We start from the raw sequence: 16,723 nt of genomic DNA on the forward strand, positions 1-16,723 counted from the left end.
GGGAAAGGGACAGCCCTTTCCCTCTAGTTTACAAAATAGAGGTGTTGGGCATTGCCGCGAAAAAAGTCTGCACCGGATTTTTTGCTCATTATTTTAACGTTTTCGCTCTTAGCGATCGGGCTTATTATGGTGTACAGTGCGAGCGCCATCTGGGCAGAATACAAGTTTAACGATTCGTTTTTCTTCGCCAAGCGTCAGCTTTTGTTTGCCGGCGTTGGCGTGATCGCCATGTTTTTTATGATGAACATCGATTATTGGACGTGGCGCGATTGGTCGAAAGTGCTGCTCGGTGTTTGTTTTGTGCTGCTCATCCTTGTGCTTATTCCGGGAATCGGCATGGTGCGCAATGGATCGCGAAGCTGGATCGGCGTCGGGGCGTTTTCCATTCAGCCGTCTGAGTTTATGAAGCTTGCTATGATCGCCTTTTTAGCCAAATATTTATCTGAAAACCAAAAAAAGATTACGTCGTTTAAACAAGGGTTGCTGCCGGCGCTTTTGCTCGTGTTTGCTGCTTTCGGCATGATTATGCTGCAACCGGATTTAGGGACGGGCACCGTCATGGTCGGAACATGTGTGACGATGATTTTCGTTGCCGGCGCCCGCCTCAGCCATTTTATTGGTCTTGGTGTATTGGGGCTCGCCGGGTTTGTGGCCCTCATCTTATCAGCTCCATACCGGATTAAGCGGATTACGTCGTTTTTAAACCCGTGGGAAGACCCGCTCGGGAGCGGATTTCAAATCATTCAGTCGCTGTACGCCATTGGGCCGGGCGGCTTGTTCGGTCTTGGGCTCGGGCAAAGCCGGCAAAAGTTTTTTTATTTGCCGGAGCCGCAAACGGATTTTATTTTCGCGATTTTAGCTGAAGAGCTTGGTTTTATTGGTGGTTCGCTCGTCCTTCTTTTGTTTAGCCTTCTTCTCTGGCGCGGCGTGCGCATCGCCCTTGGCGCTCCTGATTTGTATGGCAGCTTTTTGGCGCTTGGCATCATTTCGATGATCGCTATTCAAGTGATGATCAATATCGGCGTTGTTACCGGACTGATGCCTGTCACCGGTATTACCCTTCCGTTTTTAAGCTACGGCGGTTCATCGCTGACGTTGATGCTGATGGCTATCGGTGTGCTGCTCAATATTAGCAGGCATGCCCGCTACTAGACCTAGGCAGGCGGCGGCTGTCCGCCGCTTTTGTTTGCCTTGATTGGGCCGGTGGCGCTCTCGTCGAATAGTGGCGGCAAATGCGATAAAAAACAGGCTCTCTCTCGCAGTCTATTTGTGATATAATGAAAACAAGTGCAAAGGACAAAGAAACGGCAGCGGATGCCGTTTGTTTTTATTCAAATGCGGCAATGTGTTTTGTCCATGGGCAAGAATGTGGGCGTTGGACAAGAAAGCGGTGAATGCGATGGAAAAAGGAAAGGTCGTCGTTCTAGAGGATCGTGTGCCGAAGCTGAAAGAGCGGCGCCGTCAAAAAGCGAACCGTCGGCTCATTTTGTATCTGTTCTTCTTTTTTCTGTTTATCTTATGTGTCCTTTATTTTCAATCGCCGCTCAGTGCAGTGAGGCATGTGGAAGTGAGCGGCAACCGTCATCTGCCGGCGGAGCGGATCATCAGTTTGAGCGGCATTACAAAGCGGACAAGCTTTTGGAAAGTGAATGAACAAAACGTGGAGGCGAAAATTGCTCGTCATCCGGAAATTAAGGAAGCCACTGTGAAGAAGCGGCTGCCGAATACGATCGTCATCGACGTTCGTGAATGGCGGCGGGTCGCCTACGTATATAACCGGCAAACGTTTTTTCCACTGCTTGAGAACGGGCAGCTGCTAAAGCAGGAAGCGGTGAAAACGGCTCCGAGCGATGCGCCGGTATTAGTCGGCTGGAAAAGTGGTGAAGCCATTGCGGAAATGACCGGGCAGCTTGCTGAACTGCCAGCGGCGGTGCTTGGTGCCATATCGGAAATTCACTACAAGCCAACCGGTGAATACAAAGACCGGGTCGTTGTCTATATGAATGATGGCTATGAGGTGAGTGCGACGATTCATAACTTTGCTGATAAGCTGTCGCATTATCCGTCGATTATCGCCGAGCTCGACCGGAATGTCAAAGGAGTCATTCACCTGGAAGTAGGCAGCTATTTTGTTCCGTATGAACCGACGAAAAAGGAGGATGACGATGAGACGAAAAGTCCGTAGCCGCGTCCTCCTTACTTTTATTTGTTTTATCTTTGGGACTATGCTTGGGTTTTCGTACCAGCATACGAAAGAGGAGGAGCCACGTCGCCAATGGAGCGACAGTGAGTGGAAAAAGGAGTACGAGTATCGTTCGGCGCTTATCGCTTTGCAAAAAGAAAACCGGTCGCTAAAGCAGCAGCTTGTCAAAAAGCAAGCTGAATTGACCGAATGGGAAAAAAAATTGGCCGAGCAACAGTCGAATGAGGTCGGGTTGGCGAAAGAGGCAGAACAGCTGCGCATGCATGTTGGAAAGGCGAGGGTCAAAGGGAAAGGCGTAGCAGTCACGCTTTCCGATTCCTCTTATATCCCCTCTGAAGCGAGTGCTACTGATTACATCGTTCATGAACAGCACGTATGGAAAGTTGTTCACGAGATGCTTATTTCCGGTGCTGAGGCCGTTGCTATTAATGGGCAGCGTATTTCCCATCGCTCTTACATTGTCTGTAATGGTCCGGTCATTGAAGTGGACGGGACACAACATGCGGCTCCGTTTGTCATTTCGGCGATCGGCGACCCGGATGTGCTATCATCCGCGCTTGAGTTAGCCGGCGGTGTCGTCGACCAGCTAGTCGAAGACCATATCGATGTGAAAGTGGAAAAGCAAAAGAACATCGTTCTCGATCCGGTATTTGCGCCCAAACCGTAAAAAAGGGCGGGAAGGAGCGTTGAAGCATGTTGGAGTGGAAAAAACGGTTATCTTTTGTCATCGTCGCCGCCGTGTTTGGCGTGATGCTCGCGGTTGAGCTGCGGACGACGATGCCTTCAGAAGAGCGTGACACACGCGACATTTGGGAACTGCGCGCTGATTTAACGAAAGAACAACAGCTCGAGCAGCAGCTGCTTGAGGAGCTCGAAGATTATGAAGAGAAATTGCGCCATTATCAGGAGAAGGAGGCGGCAGGCGGCGGGGCGGCGCTCGAGGCGACTGTCGCTGAGCTGCGGGAGGAAGCCGGACTGACTAAAGTGAAAGGGAGCGGCATTGTGCTGATGATTGCACCATTCTCGACGGCCGACTATGTTGGGCCAGTCACTGCGACCGTTTCCCCGGAGCTGCTGCAACGGTTAGTGAATGAGTTGAACAAATATGGGGCAAGGGAAATTGCTATCGGCGGCGAGCGGCTGACGAACCGGACGGCGATTCGCGATATCAACGGTATAACGAACGTTGGCCGCCGCCCAATCAGGCTGCCGGTTGAGGTGAAGGCGATTGCGGATGACGTGGACAAGCTGTATAGCGGATTAGCTGTTTCGCCGATTCGCGACGATTTCATCGTCGAAAACCTGGAGCTTTCGATTTCCAAACCGAAGTCGGTGATCGTCATTCCACCATCAACTGAACGGCCGGACGTAAAATACATGGAGACGGCGAGCGCCGGCAAGGAGGAGAAGTAGCATGTGGCTCCCGCTTCTCGGGATGTTGCTCGGGTTTGCTGTCGGCGTTCTCGCCGGCTGGGAAATTCCCGATGAGTATTCTAATTATTTGTCAATTGCTATTTTGGCGGCCTTTGATACATTAATCGGAGGATGGCGCGCCCATTTACAGCGGACATACGACGAACTTGTATTTATAACCGGGTTTTTTTTCAACATTATCCTTGCCACAACTTTAACTTTTCTTGGGATACATCTTGGTGTAGACTTGTATTTAGCGGCTGTGTTTGCGTTTGGTGTCCGCCTTTTTCAAAACATTGCCATCATCCGCCGCCTTTGGCTTGCCGAATGGGCGGAGCGGCGGCAAAATCGTGAAAAAAGTTAAGCAAAAGACAGGGAAAGCCTTTTGGCATGTTGAATTATATGGAGTAAAACAAAATATGGTGTTTTTGCGGAATTTATAAACTAGACATAGACAAAGAGATGGATAGAGAAATTTCAGCCGAAAAAGGAGGTGTCGCTGCTTACTGAAACGCCGGCCGATAGGTGCGTTTTTAGTAGGCAGATGCCAAAAGATGAGCAGCAATGAGATCGTCGTTAGCCTCGATGTCGGGACATCGAGCATTAAAGTGATCATTGGGGAAATGTTAGGCAGCTCGATTAACATTATCGGGGTAGGCAATGTGAAATCCGAAGGGCTCAAAAAAGGGGCGATTGTTGATATAGATAAAACGGTGCACTCGATCAAGCGGGCGGTCGAACAAGCAGAGCGGATGGTCGGCCTGTCAATCCGCCGCGTGATTGTTGGGGTGGCAGGCAGCCATGTTCAGCTGCAAGATTGTCACGGCATTGTCGCCGTTGCGAGTGAAAATCGTGAAATTAGTGACGAGGATGTCGCTCGCGTCATCGATGCTGCGCAAGTCGTTTCCATCCCTCCGGATCGGGAAATTATCGGGATCGTTCCGCGCCAGTTTATTGTTGACGGATTAGACGGCATCCATGATCCGCGCGGCATGCTTGGTGTCCGTCTAGAAATGGAAGGGACAATGATCACGGGAGCGAAGACAATTTTACATAATCTCCTTCGTTGTGTGGAACGGGCTGGCTTGGAAATTAGCGATATTTGCCTCCAGCCGTTGGCGGCCGGCTCGCTTGCGTTATCCGATGACGAACGGCATTTAGGTGTTGCACTCGTCGACCTAGGGGGCGGTTCGACAACGGTCGCCGTCTTTGAGCAAGGCGGGTTGCAGGCTGTATCTTCGCTTCCGGTCGGCGGGGAACATATTACAAAAGATCTGGCCATCGGGCTGCGCACAACAACAGAAGACGCCGAAAAAATTAAACTGAAGCATGGGCATGCATTTTATGACTATGCCTCGGAAGAAGAGGTATTCACCGTGCCAATCATGGGTACCGATCAGCACCAGCAGTTCAGCCAGCTTGAGATCGCCGACATTATTGAAGCAAGGTTGGAGGAAATTTTGCAAATGGTTCAGCATGAAGTGCGCCGTCTCGGGTTTCGCGACCTTCCTGGCGGCTATGTGCTGACAGGTGGTGTGGCGAATATGCCAGGGGTGCTGGAACTGGCTCACGTCGTCTTAGGGACGAGCGTCCGCGTCGCCCTGCCGGATTATATCGGTGTGCGTGACCCGCAATATACGATCGGCGTCGGCTTGCTCAAATTCGCCTACCGGCAAGCGCAGCTGCAAGGAAAAACGGTTCCGGTTGCTGCGGCGGCGGAGCCGATTGAGCGCCCCGCACCAAAACAGCAGCCGAAACCAAAAAAGAAAGAAGACCATTTTGGGAAAAAGGTCAAGAAATTTTTCGGATCTTTCTTTGAATAGAGACTGAAATTTAGGAGGATTTGGTTATGTTGGAGTTTGATACGACAATCGATCAGTTGGCAACAATCAAGGTGATTGGGGTCGGGGGCGGCGGCAACAACGCCGTCAATCGGATGATTGAACACGGAGTGCAAGGTGTGGAGTTTATTGCAGTTAACACGGATGCACAGGCACTCAAATTATCGAAGGCGCCGACGAAGTTGCAAATTGGGGCGAAACTGACGCGCGGTTTGGGCGCAGGCGCAAACCCGGAAGTCGGAAAAAAAGCCGCGGAAGAAAGCAAAGAGCAAATTGAAGAAGCGCTCCGCGGTGCGGATATGGTGTTTGTTACCGCCGGGATGGGCGGTGGCACAGGAACAGGCGCGGCGCCAGTCATCGCCCAAATCGCACGCGAATTAGGAGCGCTGACGGTCGGCGTCGTTACGCGCCCGTTCACTTTTGAAGGGCGGAAACGGGCGACGCAAGCCGCAAGCGGCATCGCCGCCATGAAAGAAGCGGTCGATACGCTGATCGTCATTCCGAACGACCGGTTGCTTGAAATTGTCGATAAAAATACGCCGATGCTTGAGGCGTTCCGCGAAGCGGACAACGTGCTGCGCCAAGGGGTGCAAGGCATCTCTGACTTGATCGCCGTGCCGGGGCTCATCAACCTCGATTTCGCTGACGTGAAAACGATCATGTCAAACAAAGGTTCGGCGTTGATGGGCATCGGAGTGGCCAGCGGTGAAAACCGGGCTGCAGAGGCAGCGAAGAAGGCGATTTCCAGCCCGCTGTTGGAAACATCCATTGACGGAGCGCAAGGTGTGCTAATGAACATCACTGGCGGGATGAATTTAAGCTTGTACGAAGTACAGGAAGCGGCTGATATCGTCGCTTCAGCAGCCGACCAAGAAGTGAACATGATTTTTGGCTCGGTCATCAACGAAAACTTAAAAGATGAAATTGTCGTCACTGTCATCGCGACCGGCTTTAACGAAAACGTTGCTTCGCAACCACGGCCATCGCGCGTCGGCATCAGTACAGCGCCGAAAGTGACGCCGGCGCCGAAGCGGGAAAAGCGCGAAGAGCCGACACAAGACTATGCGGCGCTTCGTTCAGGGCAAGCGGAAGATCCGCTTGACATTCCAGCTTTCTTGCGTAATCGCAACCGTCGTCGTTAAGATGAAACCAGGCATGAACAACTTGTTGTTCATGCCTATTTTTATTGAAATCAAGTTTTTCGCCTTGCTTAAGTTGCAGACGGCTTGTTTCATCCGCCGTGATTCCCCTCACTTTGACAAAACATCCTTTTTTTCACCATCACCGATTGACAGACTTTCCCTCATGATGTGCTATATACTTGTTTCAGACAAAGCTAATGTGGGCGGGGGGAGGGGCTAGCTGTTTGATCGTTTACGTCGATGTGATTTGGCTGCTCAATGTTTGTTTTGACGCCTTGCTTCTTTGGCTGGCAGCGCTCATGCTCAAGCGACCGGTCATTTGGTGGCGCCTGTTGGCTGGGGCGTTGATCGGTTCACTGCTTGTCGTGTTGTTGTTCACCCCGTTTTCTGCCATCGCCCAGCACCCACTTGTGAAAGTGGCGGTTTCGATCTTAATTGTGCTTGCTGCTTTCGGCTTTAAGCGGCCGCGCTATATGATCGAGAACATGATGGCATTTTACTTTGCGACGTTCGCTATCGGCGGCGGCATGCTGGCTGTCCATTATTTGTTCGTGCCGCAGCTGTCCGTTCAGCAAGAATGGTTGATCATGCCCCCCGGAGCGGGCGACCCGGTCAGCTGGTTGTTTGTCGTGATTGGTTTTCCGGTGCTATGGCTTTTTTCCCGCCGCCGTGTGGAAAACATTCGTGAGAAAAAACTGCGTTTTGAACATATTATTGACGTCATCGTTGTTTGGGATGGCCGGCCGCTGGCGCTGCGTGGGCTCATTGACAGCGGCAATCAGCTGTTCGATCCAGTGACGAAAACGCCGGTGATGGTTGTTGATAGGGAAAAAGCAAAGGAAGTGCTGCCTGAGGAGCTGACGATGCATATGGCGACCATGACGTTTGACGATCTACCAGAGCAGTGGGCTCATCGCCTCCGTCTCATTCCGTACCGCGCGGTTGGGAGCGGCCCGCAAATGATGATGGCGATCAAGCCGGACCGCATCATGCTTTTGTATGAAGATCAATGGCTTGAGGTGAAGCAAGGGCTTGTTGCCTTAAGTGCCGACTCGCTATCGACCGATGGGGAGTATAGCTGCATCGTTCATCCGAAAATGGTGCAGTCGGGAAGAAAGCTGACCGCTTCGTAGTTCGTTACTATATCATACTCGCTTTTTATCCGTTTAGAAGGGGGATTTTTATGAAAAAGTGGAAACTTCGCTTCATGTATTGGGTGTATAAGCTTCTGGCGAAACTCGGTTTGAAGACGGATGAGATTTATTATATCGGCGGCAGTGAAGCGCTCCCTCCGCCGCTGACGAAAGAGGAAGAGGAACGGCTGATCGAGCGGTTGGCGGTCGGTGATAAGACAGCGCGGTCGCTTCTCATCGAGCGCAACTTACGCCTTGTCGTTTACATCGCGCGCAAATTTGAAAACACCGGCATTCATATCGAGGACTTGATCAGCATTGGAACGATCGGACTGATTAAGGCGGTCAACACGTTCAATCCAGAGAAAAAAATCAAGCTGGCGACGTATGCTTCACGCTGCATTGAAAATGAAATTTTAATGTATTTGCGCCGCAATAATAAAGTGCGGGCGGAAGTGTCATTTGATGAGCCGTTGAATATTGACTGGGACGGCAATGAGTTGCTGCTGTCTGATGTGCTCGGCACGGAAGATGATGTGATTACGAAAGACTTGGAAGCGGATGTCGATCGGCGCCTGTTGCTGAACGCCTTGCGCCAGCTGAGCGACCGTGAAAAGCAAATTATGGAACTGCGTTTTGGTCTTTCGGGTGGTGAGGAAAAAACGCAAAAAGATGTTGCTGATTTGCTCGGTATTTCGCAATCGTACATATCGCGGCTTGAGAAGCGGATCATTAAACGGTTGCGTAAAGAATTCAATAAGATGATGTAGCCGGCGGCAGGGGCAGATGCTCTGCCGCTTTTTTTCAGCCCGGACAGGCTGTGCATATTTTTCCCTCCTAAGGAGATACTGAAAACTGACGACTTAGCATCTCCTGATGGGAGGGAACAACTTGACGAGGAACAAAGTCGAGATTTGCGGTGTGGATACTTCAAAGCTTCCCGTCCTCAAAAATGAGGAAATGCGTGAACTGTTTCAACGGATGCATGAAGGGGATTTAGAGGCGAGAGAAAAATTAGTAAACGGCAATTTGCGCCTTGTGTTGAGCGTCATCCAACGCTTTAACAACCGTGGCGAATTTGTTGATGATTTGTTTCAAGTCGGTTGCATCGGACTTATGAAATCGATTGATAATTTTGATTTAAATCAAAATGTTAAGTTTTCCACGTATGCGGTGCCGATGATTATCGGCGAAATCCGCCGCTATTTGCGTGACAACAATCCGATCCGCGTTTCGCGCTCGCTGCGCGATATTGCCTACAAAGCGTTGCAAGTGCGAGAACGGCTTATGGGTGAGACAGCGAAAGAGCCGTCGACGGAAGAGATTGCGAAAGAACTTGGTGTCGCCCATGAAGAAGTCGTTTTGGCCCTCGATGCCATTCAAGATCCGGTTTCGCTATTTGAACCGATTTACAATGACGGCGGCGATCCGATTTACGTGATGGATCAGCTGAGCGATGAGCGCAACCGCGACAGTCAATGGATTGAAGAAATCGCATTGAAAGAAGGGTTGCGGCGGTTAAATGAGCGGGAAAAAATGATCATCCGCAAACGATTTTTCCAAGGGAAAACACAAATGGAGGTCGCTGAGGAAATCGGTATTTCCCAAGCGCAAGTATCGCGGTTGGAAAAAGCAGCGATCCGGCAAATGAATAAAAACATCCAAGTGTGAGCGGCTGCTAGAGCAGCCTTTTTTCTTTGTTACATAACCTGTTTGGCGGCGTCATATAGATGAAAAAGAGGAGAGGAAAGGCGGGGGAATGAACCGTGATGAGAATTTCAGAGTTTCAGACAAAAGATGTTGTCAATGTAGCCAATGGGAAAAAGCTCGGCAATATTGGGGATATTGACATCGATCTCGATACAGGCAAAATTCGTTCATTGATTATTTTAGGAGCTGGAAAGATGCTCGGGCTGTTTGGGCGTGAGGAAGCGGTCGTCATTCCGTGGCAAAACATTGTCAAAATCGGAGCTGATGTCATTCTAGTCCGTTTGCACGATACGGAGTGATGCTATGATACTATGTTGGGACACTAATGTTTCAACAAAATTGTAAATAAAGATTATCACGTTTAAGCAAACTATGATAAAATAGGAAAAAAAGTGATAAAAATCTACAAAAAAAGCGTGAGGTTGACACGAATGCCGGACATTTTTCAACAAACGGCTTATGAATGGCTTCTCTGCGGGGCGCCCCCATTCGCCGGGGCCGTCGCAGGGATAACGACGAAACAAGGCGGGGAAAGCAAAGGATCGTTCGCTTCCTTGAATATGGGACTGCATGTTGGCGACGACCGCACTGCCGTCGTCAATAATCGGCGCCGTCTAGCCGCATCGCTTGTTTTTCCCCTTGATGATTGGGTGTGCTGTGAGCAAGTGCACGGCGCCGTGATCCAGAAAGTGACGAAAAGCGATCGGGGAAGCGGGGCACAAGATTTCGCTACAGCAGTTCGGGGCGCTGACGGGTTGTATACGGATGAGTCGGGAGTATTGCTCGCCCTTTGTTTTGCTGATTGTGTGCCTGTCTATTTTATGGCTCCATCCGTCGGCTTGGTCGGTCTTGCTCATGCTGGTTGGCGAGGAACGGCCGGCGGCATCGCTCAAAACATGGTACGGCTTTGGCAAGAACGCGAGCATGTTGCACCCGCTGATGTGTACGCTGCCATTGGACCAGCCATCGGCCCGTGCTGCTACACGGTCGATGACCGGGTGATCGAAGGTTTGCGTTCGACTGTTCCTGCGGGCAGCCCTTTGCCATGGCGTGAAACAAGCCCAGGGCAATATGCGCTTGACTTAAAGGAGGCGAATCGGTTGCAGCTTATTGCTGCCGGTGTTCCTGATAGCCATATTTACGTGTCCGAACGCTGTACAAGCTGTGAGGAGACACTGTTTTTTTCTCACCGCCGCGACCGCGGGACAACGGGACGGATGTTGGCGTTCATCGGCCGAAGGGAGGAGACGACATGACGGTACGTGACAACTTAGCTGCCATTCGCCGGCAAATTGAGGGAGCTTGCGCCCGCGTTGGCCGTGATCCGGCCGACGTACGCATCGTAGCAGTAACGAAATATATTAATGCGGCAAGAGCGCAGGAGGTGCTTGATGCCGGCATTGTCGACCTCGGCGAAAACCGTTCCGACCAACTGCTGCAAAAATATGAGGTTATCGGGAAACAAGCGACGTGGCATTTTATTGGGACGCTCCAGTCGCGCAAGGTGAAGGAGATTATCGATAAAGTCGATTACATTCATTCGCTTGACCGCCTTTCGCTTGCTAAGGAGATTGAGAAGCGGGCGGTGCGTCCAGTGAAATGTTTTGTGCAGGTGAACGTATCAGGTGAGGCGACGAAGCACGGGCTCGCCCCTGACGAAACAGTCCCGTTTATCGAACAGCTTCGCTCGTTTCCATGCATTGAAGTGATCGGATTGATGACGATGGCGCCGCATACGGAGGACAAAAGTGTATTGCGCGCTTGTTTCCGTCAATTGCGAATGCTCAAAGAACGCGTCCAGGCGTTAAATTTGCCTTATGCACCATGCACCGAGCTGTCGATGGGCATGTCAAACGACTATGAGATCGCCATCGAGGAAGGAGCGACGTTTGTACGCATCGGCAGTGCGCTTGTCGGATCATTGTAGGAGGTGAGACCGGTGGGATTGATGAAAAAATTTCGCGATTATTTTTTAGAGGAAGACTACGAAGACTATGAAGAAGAATATGAAGCGCCGCAGCAGGAAGAGGAGGCGCTGCCGCTGAAGACGGCCAACAAGACGAATGTTGTCAGCTTGCAAAGCGTGCAAAAATCAGCGAAGGTCGTGCTTGCCGAGCCGCGGGTGTACGCCGAGGCGCAAGAGATTGCCGACCATTTGAAAAGCCGGCGGGCGGTCATCGTCAATTTGCAGCGTATCCAGCATGAGCAGGCGAAACGGATCGTCGACTTTTTAAGCGGAACCGTGTACGCCATTGGCGGCGACATTCAGCAAGTCGGCACGAAAATTTTTTTATGCACGCCGGAAAACGTTGACGTCAGCGGCGCGATTTCGCTTGATGGCGAGGATGACAGACCGATGAAGAGGTGGTAGCCGTTGGATTATGTGCTCACGTTTTTGACGACGCTCATTCAAGTATATTCGTATGCGTTGATCATTTATATTTTAATGTCATGGTTTCCGAACGCCCGTGAGACGCGGTTCGGCCAGTTGCTCGCTACCATTTGCGAGCCGTATCTAGAGCCATTTCGGCGCGTTATCCCGCCGCTTGGCATCATTGACATCTCCCCGATCGTCGCCTTTATTGTCCTTGAGTTTGCGACAAGAGGGCTATATGCATTGTTTGATATCCTTAAAGCGCAGTTTTAGCCGCCGTTTTGCGCTGTTGGCGGCATTTGCTGCAGCCTGATGATGAAGGTCAATGGGCAGCGCTCATGGAGAGGAATCCATTGCGGGTTCCTTTCTTTAATGAATACGGAGTGAACGGGAATGGAACTGTATCAGCACTTTCGTAAAGAGGAACACCCATTCATTGATCAAGTGCTCGAGTGGAAGGACACGGTGAGCCGCCAATACGCACCTAAGCTGACGGATTTTCTTGACCCGCGTGAGCAGCAAATCGTCCAAAGCATTGTCGGCAGCGATGAAGACGTGCGTGTGTCCTTTTTTGGCGGCGTCCCGTTCGCCGAGCGGAAGCGGGCGTTTCTTTATCCGCCGTATATCGAGCCGGATGAAGGCGAATATGACATCGTCTTGTTTGCTGTCCGCTATCCGGATAAATTCATTTCCCTTGAACACCGCGACGTCTTAGGTGCACTCATGTCGCTCGGTTTGCGGCGCGGCAAGTTCGGTGATATTCTCGTCCAAGGAGGAGAGATCCAATTTTTCGCCGCCGCGGAGGTGGCCGATTACATTCGTCTTCATGTCGAGACGATCGGCAAAGCTCGAGTTACACTTGAGCCGTTGCCGCTGTCGGCTGCCATGCCGATTGAAGAAACATGGCAAGAAGGGACGGTGACCGTCTCTTCGCTGCGGCTTGATGCTGTGCTTGCCCAAGCATTCCGTCTCGCGCGTGATAAGGCGCGAACGCTTGTTGAAAGCGGGCTTGTCAAAGTGAACTGGAGAGTGGTGGACAAGCCGGATTTCGTCTGCGGACCGGGTGATGTGTTGTCAGCGCGTGGTTTTGGTCGCTGCAAGCTGTTTTCTGTGGAAGGGCCGACGAAAAAAGAGCACTGGCTCGTGCGTATCGGCCGACAAAAATAATCAAACAGCAGCAGGAAATGGGCAAATCGTGTCGAATTAAGCAAGAAAAGGAAAGATGGAGACGGAGGTGGCCATTGTGCCGTTAACGCCATTAGATATTCACAACAAGGAATTCAGCCGCGGATTTCGCGGGTATGACGAAGATGAAGTGAACGAGTTTCTTGATCAAATCATTAAAGACTACGAAATGCTCATTCGCGAAAAGCGGCAGCTCGAAGAAAAAGTTGCGGAGCTGACGGAAAAACTGAACTATTTTTCTAATATTGAGGAAACATTGAACAAGTCGATTCTTGTCGCCCAAGAAACGGCGGAGGAAGTGAAGCGCAATGCGCAAAAAGAGGCGAAGCTGATCATTAAAGAAGCGGAGAAAAACGCTGAACGCATTATCAGCGATGCGTTGGCGAAATCGCGAAAAATCGCGATGGAAATTGAAGAATTGAAGCGGCAATCGAAAGTGTTCCGCACCCGCTTCCGCATGCTCGTCGAAGCACAGCTGGACATGATTAACAACCGCGATTGGGATGACTTGATGGAATACGAGATGCCTGACTTGGAGGAAGAGATGAAAGAACCGCTGTCCCAGCCTTGACGAACGCCATTTGTCTCATTTATAATAAATGGCAAAAATCGTTGTGCTGACCGCCATTGGTGCGGTTGGCTTTTGAGCGAAGAAAACATGCGATCGACGATGATAGGGACAGTAGCTCTTGAATAGCTGGTTGCAGCGAGCCGGGGATGGTGGGAGCCCGGTATCGGCGCAAGAGTGAACATCACCCTGGAGTTCCATGCCGAACGTCAAAGTAGGCCATGGCGCGTCATTCCCGTTACGAATGAAAAGTGGGCTATGCGTTGATTTGTCATGGCCAAAAAGGGTGGTACCGCGAGACCGTTCTCGTCCCTTGCCGGGAGAGAACGGTTTTTTATTTTGATTTGATTCTTGGAGGAGGAGCAAAGAGAGATGGACTACAAAGAGACGCTGCTCATGCCGCAAACGGAGTTCCCGATGCGTGGCAACTTGCCGAAGCGGGAGCCGGAAATGCAAAAAAAATGGGAGGAAATGGACATTTACCGGAAAGTGCAGGAGCGGACGAAAGGACGGCCGCTGTTTGTGCTGCACGACGGCCCGCCATACGCCAACGGTGATATTCATATGGGCCATGCATTAAATAAAATTTTAAAAGATATTATCGTCCGCTACAAGTCGATGAGCGGCTTTTGTGCGCCGTATGTGCCTGGCTGGGATACACATGGCTTACCGATTGAAACGGCACTGACGAAGCAAGGTGTCGACCGCAAATCGATGAGTGTCGCTGAGTTCCGCAAGCTGTGCGAACAATACGCGTATGAGCAAATCGACAACCAGCGCCAACAGTTTAAACGGCTCGGGGTGCGGGGCGATTGGGACAACCCGTACATTACGCTCAAGCCGGAATATGAAGCCCAGCAAATTAAAGTGTTCGGTGAAATGGCGAAAAAAGGGCTCATTTATAAAGGGCTGAAGCCGGTGTATTGGTCGCCGTCGAGCGAATCGGCGCTCGCCGAAGCGGAAATCGAATATAAAGACAAACGGTCGCCGTCGATTTATGTCGCGTTCCCAGTTAAAGATGGTAAAGGTGTGCTTCAAGGGGATGAACGAATCGTCATTTGGACGACGACACCGTGGACGATTCCAGCGAACTTGGCGATCGCCGTTCACCCGGATTTGGACTACTATATTGTCGAAGCAAACGGGCAAAAATACGTTGTTGCTGCGGCCTTGGCGGAATCGGTAGCGAAAGAAGTCGGCTGGGAGGCATGGTCTGTCGTCAAAACGATAAAAGGAAAAGAACTTGAGTACGTAGTCGCCAAACATCCGTTTTACGAGCGCGACTCGCTTGTCGTCTGCGGCGAGCACGTCACGACCGACGCCGGTACCGGCTGCGTTCATACGGCACCAGGACACGGGGAAGACGACTTTATCGTCGGACAAAAATACGGGCTTCCGGTTCTTTGCCCGGTTGATGAGCGCGGCTATATGACAGAAGAAGCGCCTGGATTTGCAGGGATGTTTTACGACGAGGCGAACAAAGCGATTACACAAAAGCTCGAGGAAGTTGGAGCGCTCCTTAAGCTCAGCTTCATTACCCACTCGTATCCGCATGATTGGCGGACGAAGCAACCGACAATTTTCCGAGCGACGACACAATGGTTTGCCTCCATTGATAAAATTCGTGATCAACTTCTTGATGCCATCAAGGAAACGAAATGGGTGCCAGAATGGGGAGAAATCCGCATCCATAACATGGTGCGCGACCGCGGTGACTGGTGCATCTCCCGCCAACGCGCTTGGGGCGTGCCAATTCCGGTCTTTTACGGCGAAAACGGCGAGCCGATCATCACAGATGAGACGATCGAGCACGTGTCAAACCTATTCCGCCAGTACGGCTCGAATGTTTGGTTTGAGCGTGAGGCGAAAGACTTATTGCCGGAAGGATTCACCCATCCGTCCAGCCCGAACGGCCTCTTTACGAAAGAGACGGATATTATGGACGTCTGGTTTGACTCCGGTTCGTCGCATCAAGCCGTGCTTGTTGAACGCGATGACCTAGAGCGTCCGGCTGATTTATACTTAGAAGGATCTGACCAATATCGCGGCTGGTTTAACTCGTCGCTGTCTACAGCCGTTGCCGTCACCGGAAAAGCACCGTATAAAGGGGTGTTAAGCCATGGCTTCGTTTTAGACGGCGAAGGGCGAAAAATGAGCAAATCGCTCGGCAACGTCGTCGTGCCGGCCAAAGTCATGGAACAGCTCGGTGCCGACATTTTACGCCTTTGGGTCGCCTCGGTTGACTATCAGGCGGATGTACGCATTTCCGATAACATTTTAAAACAAGTGTCCGAAGTGTATCGGAAAATCCGCAATACGTTCCGCTTTATGCTCGGCAACTTGTTTGATTTTGACCCGAATCAAAACGCTGTGCCGGTTGGGGAGCTTGGCGAACTCGATCGCTACATGTTAGCGAAATTAAATAAACTCATCGCTAAAGTGAAAAAGGCGTATGACAGCTATGATTTTGCTGCTGTTTATCATGAGATGAACCATTTCTGCACCGTCGAGTTAAGCGCATTTTATTTGGATATGGCGAAAGACATTTTGTACATCGAAGCGGCCGATTGTCGTGCCCGCCGTGCGGTGCAGACGGTGCTGTATGAAACGGTTGTCGCCTTGGCGAAGCTCATTGCGCCGATTTTGCCGCACACGGCCGATGAAGTGTGGGAGCATATCCCGAACCGGAAAGAGCAAGTGGAAAGCGTCCAGCTCACCGACATGCCGGAGCCAATGGCCATCGATGGTGAAGAAGCGCTGCTCGCGAAATGGGATGCGTTTATGGATGTACGAGATGACATTTTAAAAGCGCTCGAGAATGCGCGTAATGAAAAAGTGATCGGTAAGTCGCTCACGGCGAGCGTCACTGTTTACCCGAAAGACGAAGTGCGGGCGCTTTTGGCTTCGATCAACGAGGACTTGCGCCAACTTCTCATCGTTTCCGCGTTTTCGGTCGCCGATGAATCGTATGACGCCGCGCCAGCCGAAGCAGAACGGCTCAACCATGTGGCCGTCATCGTTCGCCCGGCGGAAGGTGAGACGTGCGAACGTTGCTGGACGGTGACACCGGACGTCGGACGCGATGAGTCCCACCCGACGCTTTGTCCGCGCTGCGCACATATTGTGAACGAACATTATTCGGCATAACAAAAGC

The 16,723-nt window shown here is 51.2% G+C and carries 18 protein-coding genes and 1 other annotated feature; all 18 genes read left to right on the forward strand.

All coding sequences use genetic code 11. The features are described 5' to 3' along the window. The first annotated feature begins 51 nt into the window (after nt 1-51). The gene (gene spoVE, locus NSQ22_RS05875; RefSeq protein WP_008878684.1) at nt 52-1,152 is read left to right on the forward strand and encodes a stage V sporulation protein E; all 1,101 of its coding nucleotides are present in this window, start codon (nt 52-54) and stop codon (nt 1,150-1,152) included. 247 nt (nt 1,153-1,399) lie between these two features. After that, nucleotides 1,400-2,185, forward strand: coding sequence for a cell division protein DivIB (gene divIB, locus NSQ22_RS05880; RefSeq protein WP_029760421.1), 786 nt, complete (start codon nt 1,400-1,402; stop codon nt 2,183-2,185). After that, nucleotides 2,166-2,870, forward strand: coding sequence for a DUF881 domain-containing protein (locus tag NSQ22_RS05885; protein ID WP_008878682.1), 705 nt, complete (start codon nt 2,166-2,168; stop codon nt 2,868-2,870). The genes divIB and NSQ22_RS05885 overlap by 20 nt, the downstream gene beginning before the upstream one ends. A 26-nt stretch (nt 2,871-2,896) precedes the next feature. Then, nucleotides 2,897-3,616, forward strand: a complete 720-nt coding sequence (locus tag NSQ22_RS05890) for a DUF881 domain-containing protein (protein WP_008878681.1) — start codon at nt 2,897-2,899, stop codon at nt 3,614-3,616. A 1-nt stretch (nt 3,617) separates the two neighbouring features. Then, nucleotides 3,618-3,980 carry a small basic family protein gene (locus NSQ22_RS05895; protein WP_008878680.1) on the forward strand — a complete coding sequence of 121 codons (363 nt, stop codon included), beginning with the start codon at nt 3,618-3,620 and terminating at the stop codon, nt 3,978-3,980. 190 nt (nt 3,981-4,170) lie between these two features. After that, nucleotides 4,171-5,439 (forward strand): cell division protein FtsA, encoded by a 1,269-nt coding sequence (ftsA, locus tag NSQ22_RS05900; protein ID WP_008878678.1) that lies wholly within the window; start codon nt 4,171-4,173, stop codon nt 5,437-5,439. Nucleotides 5,440-5,465: 26 nt separating this feature from the next. Further along, nucleotides 5,466-6,599, forward strand: a complete 1,134-nt coding sequence (gene ftsZ / locus NSQ22_RS05905; protein ID WP_008878677.1) for a cell division protein FtsZ — start codon at nt 5,466-5,468, stop codon at nt 6,597-6,599. A gap of 224 nt (nt 6,600-6,823) precedes the next feature. Next, on the forward strand, nt 6,824-7,732 hold the full coding sequence (gene spoIIGA, locus NSQ22_RS05910) for a sigma-E processing peptidase SpoIIGA (protein WP_008878675.1): 909 nt from the start codon (nt 6,824-6,826) through the stop codon (nt 7,730-7,732). A 50-nt stretch (nt 7,733-7,782) separates the two neighbouring features. Further along, a complete protein-coding gene (gene sigE, locus NSQ22_RS05915) occupies nt 7,783-8,502 on the forward strand; it encodes an RNA polymerase sporulation sigma factor SigE (RefSeq protein ID WP_008878674.1) in 720 nt (239 codons plus the stop codon). 121 nt (nt 8,503-8,623) lie between these two features. After that, entirely contained in the window at nt 8,624-9,403 is a 780-nt protein-coding gene (gene sigG, locus NSQ22_RS05920) for an RNA polymerase sporulation sigma factor SigG (RefSeq protein WP_008878673.1), read from the forward strand. Between the two features lie 95 nt (nt 9,404-9,498). Next, the gene (locus tag NSQ22_RS05925; RefSeq protein ID WP_008878672.1) at nt 9,499-9,741 is read left to right on the forward strand and encodes a YlmC/YmxH family sporulation protein; all 243 of its coding nucleotides are present in this window, start codon (nt 9,499-9,501) and stop codon (nt 9,739-9,741) included. Nucleotides 9,742-9,873: 132 nt separating this feature from the next. Next, complete coding sequence (gene pgeF, locus NSQ22_RS05930; RefSeq protein ID WP_011887105.1) at nt 9,874-10,698, forward strand: peptidoglycan editing factor PgeF; 825 nt, start codon at nt 9,874-9,876, stop codon at nt 10,696-10,698. After that, nucleotides 10,695-11,369 carry a YggS family pyridoxal phosphate-dependent enzyme gene (locus tag NSQ22_RS05935; protein WP_008878670.1) on the forward strand — a complete coding sequence of 225 codons (675 nt, stop codon included), beginning with the start codon at nt 10,695-10,697 and terminating at the stop codon, nt 11,367-11,369. Before pgeF ends, NSQ22_RS05935 begins: the two co-directional genes overlap by 4 nt. A 12-nt stretch (nt 11,370-11,381) precedes the next feature. After that, complete coding sequence (locus tag NSQ22_RS05940; RefSeq protein WP_008878669.1) at nt 11,382-11,813, forward strand: cell division protein SepF; 432 nt, start codon at nt 11,382-11,384, stop codon at nt 11,811-11,813. A 3-nt stretch (nt 11,814-11,816) separates the two neighbouring features. Continuing rightward, nucleotides 11,817-12,089, forward strand: coding sequence for a YggT family protein (locus tag NSQ22_RS05945; RefSeq protein ID WP_008878668.1), 273 nt, complete (start codon nt 11,817-11,819; stop codon nt 12,087-12,089). A gap of 120 nt (nt 12,090-12,209) precedes the next feature. Continuing rightward, nucleotides 12,210-12,983 (forward strand): RNA-binding protein, encoded by a 774-nt coding sequence (locus NSQ22_RS05950; protein WP_339264316.1) that lies wholly within the window; start codon nt 12,210-12,212, stop codon nt 12,981-12,983. Between the two features lie 76 nt (nt 12,984-13,059). Next, nucleotides 13,060-13,572 carry a DivIVA domain-containing protein gene (locus tag NSQ22_RS05955; RefSeq protein ID WP_008878666.1) on the forward strand — a complete coding sequence of 171 codons (513 nt, stop codon included), beginning with the start codon at nt 13,060-13,062 and terminating at the stop codon, nt 13,570-13,572. 90 nt (nt 13,573-13,662) lie between these two features. Continuing rightward, nucleotides 13,663-13,886, forward strand: a binding site (T-box leader). A 55-nt stretch (nt 13,887-13,941) separates the two neighbouring features. Further along, a complete protein-coding gene (ileS, locus tag NSQ22_RS05960) occupies nt 13,942-16,716 on the forward strand; it encodes an isoleucine--tRNA ligase (RefSeq protein ID WP_060475723.1) in 2,775 nt (924 codons plus the stop codon). The last annotated feature ends 7 nt before the right edge of the window (nt 16,717-16,723 follow it).

The sequence above is a fragment of the Geobacillus sp. FSL K6-3411 genome, assembly GCF_037965715.1.
Classification (GTDB): Bacteria; Bacillota; Bacilli; order Bacillales; family Anoxybacillaceae; genus Geobacillus; species Geobacillus thermodenitrificans.

What these genes read in the sequence shown, in the direction of transcription:
- NSQ22_RS05935 (WP_008878670.1), top strand. Translation starts at nt 10,695, where the DNA reads ATGACGGTACGTGACAACTTAGCTGCCATTCGCCGGCAAATTGAGGGA.
- NSQ22_RS05890 (WP_008878681.1), top strand. Translation starts at nt 2,897, where the DNA reads ATGTTGGAGTGGAAAAAACGGTTATCTTTTGTCATCGTCGCCGCCGTG.
- ftsZ (WP_008878677.1), top strand. Translation starts at nt 5,466, where the DNA reads ATGTTGGAGTTTGATACGACAATCGATCAGTTGGCAACAATCAAGGTG.
- sigE (WP_008878674.1), top strand. Translation starts at nt 7,783, where the DNA reads ATGAAAAAGTGGAAACTTCGCTTCATGTATTGGGTGTATAAGCTTCTG.
- pgeF (WP_011887105.1), top strand. Translation starts at nt 9,874, where the DNA reads ATGCCGGACATTTTTCAACAAACGGCTTATGAATGGCTTCTCTGCGGG.
- ftsA (WP_008878678.1), top strand. Translation starts at nt 4,171, where the DNA reads ATGAGCAGCAATGAGATCGTCGTTAGCCTCGATGTCGGGACATCGAGC.
- divIB (WP_029760421.1), top strand. Translation starts at nt 1,400, where the DNA reads ATGGAAAAAGGAAAGGTCGTCGTTCTAGAGGATCGTGTGCCGAAGCTG.
- NSQ22_RS05885 (WP_008878682.1), top strand. Translation starts at nt 2,166, where the DNA reads ATGAGACGAAAAGTCCGTAGCCGCGTCCTCCTTACTTTTATTTGTTTT.
- NSQ22_RS05895 (WP_008878680.1), top strand. Translation starts at nt 3,618, where the DNA reads ATGTGGCTCCCGCTTCTCGGGATGTTGCTCGGGTTTGCTGTCGGCGTT.
- ileS (WP_060475723.1), top strand. Translation starts at nt 13,942, where the DNA reads ATGGACTACAAAGAGACGCTGCTCATGCCGCAAACGGAGTTCCCGATG.
- NSQ22_RS05950 (WP_339264316.1), top strand. Translation starts at nt 12,210, where the DNA reads ATGGAACTGTATCAGCACTTTCGTAAAGAGGAACACCCATTCATTGAT.